Consider the following 1,336-nt stretch of genomic DNA (forward strand, 5'->3'; position numbering starts at 1 on the left):
CTTCTCTAATTGGGCGTTTGGGTCAAGCTCGTTTTCCTTCGTTTGAAGGGGGACCTGTCACTCATCCGGGTCACGCTTCTCTTCGCAGTCTGTTTGATGCTCAGATGGCACCGCTGCACGCAAGTGTCGGATTGGCAGTGGAGAGCCTCGCTTTGGGACGCGCTTCTCGTTGCGCAGCAGACATATTCGGCTTCTTCCACAAACCTCGTCCGGTGAGGACGACCCCGTTCGGTTTTTTTGGTGGGTGGTTCAGATCATGCCTTACCCTCCACCATTTCCGGACGGAACTCGGTGCCATCAGTCCACATGCGGTGTAGCAAAACAGCCAGTTTGCGCGCGACTGCAACGATGGCGCGACGTCTGCCTTTCGTCCGCATCAGGCGCATTCCCCATGACTTGATCTGCGACCCAGCCATCGTTCGCATCAGCAATGCACTCGCTGCGGCGTACAGGGTTGCGCGAACATCTCGATCTCCCGCTCGGGATATTCGACCGGGGTTGTCGTGCTCGCCCGACTGATATCGTCGAGGTGTAAGGCCGAAATGCGCACCAACGGTACGGGAACTTTTGAAGCGAGCAGGATCATCGACGGCGGCTTTGAATGTAAGTGCCGATATCGGACCAACGCCTGGCACTGTCATCATCCGCATGCAGACGTTGTCGTTGCGGGCCGCACGCTTAACCCGCCGGTCCAAAGCAAGATAGTGTTTGTATATTGCGCGGCGGGCATCCAGCAGCGGCCGCATGGCGTGTGCCAATACCTCATCGACTTCAATCAGCGGGCGCACGACATCATCGAAGCTGCCATGTTGGACAGTCTTGGGCAGACGAAGTCCGAAGATCTTCAGTAGCCCACGCATCTCATTCGCTAAATCAATCGTCTTGTTGAGCAGGGCTTTGCGGCAGCTCAACAAAGCGCGTGTTCCGTGCGCCTCTCGGCTCTTCATGTGAACCGGGCTGAACCAACCTGTCCGCAATATCTGCGCAATCCCTCGGGCATCGTTCTTGTCTGTCTTGTTGCGCATCGTCGACAGAGCAGCATTGACCTGACGAGCCTCCATGCAGACGACGTCGAAACCCTCATTCGTTAAGCCAAAAAACAGATGCTGACTCATCGTGCCCGCCTCGAACCCGATCCTAACAACAGGACGCCCGAAGCTCTTCAAAAAAGCGGTGATCTCATCAACATCGCAAGCCAACTCGCGCTCAAGAACGGTAGCGCCTTTGCTATCCACAATACACAACGCACATGATCGCAGCGATACATCCAGTCCGGCAAAAAATTCCATCGTATTTCTCCCTTGTTCACAGATCTCCTGTGATCCTATCGGGAGCT

The 1,336-nt window shown here is 55.6% G+C and carries 1 protein-coding gene; it reads right to left on the reverse strand.

Annotated features, from left to right (window positions below; all coding sequences use genetic code 11):
• Nucleotides 1-254: 254 nt before the first annotated feature.
• Nucleotides 255-1,289 (reverse strand): IS110 family RNA-guided transposase, encoded by a 1,035-nt coding sequence (locus HW561_RS23250; protein WP_176867761.1) that lies wholly within the window; start codon nucleotides 1,287-1,289, stop codon nucleotides 255-257.
• Nucleotides 1,290-1,336: the final 47 nt, after the last annotated feature.

This window comes from Ruegeria haliotis, from assembly GCF_013377785.1.
Taxonomy (GTDB): Bacteria; Pseudomonadota; Alphaproteobacteria; order Rhodobacterales; family Rhodobacteraceae; genus Ruegeria; species Ruegeria haliotis.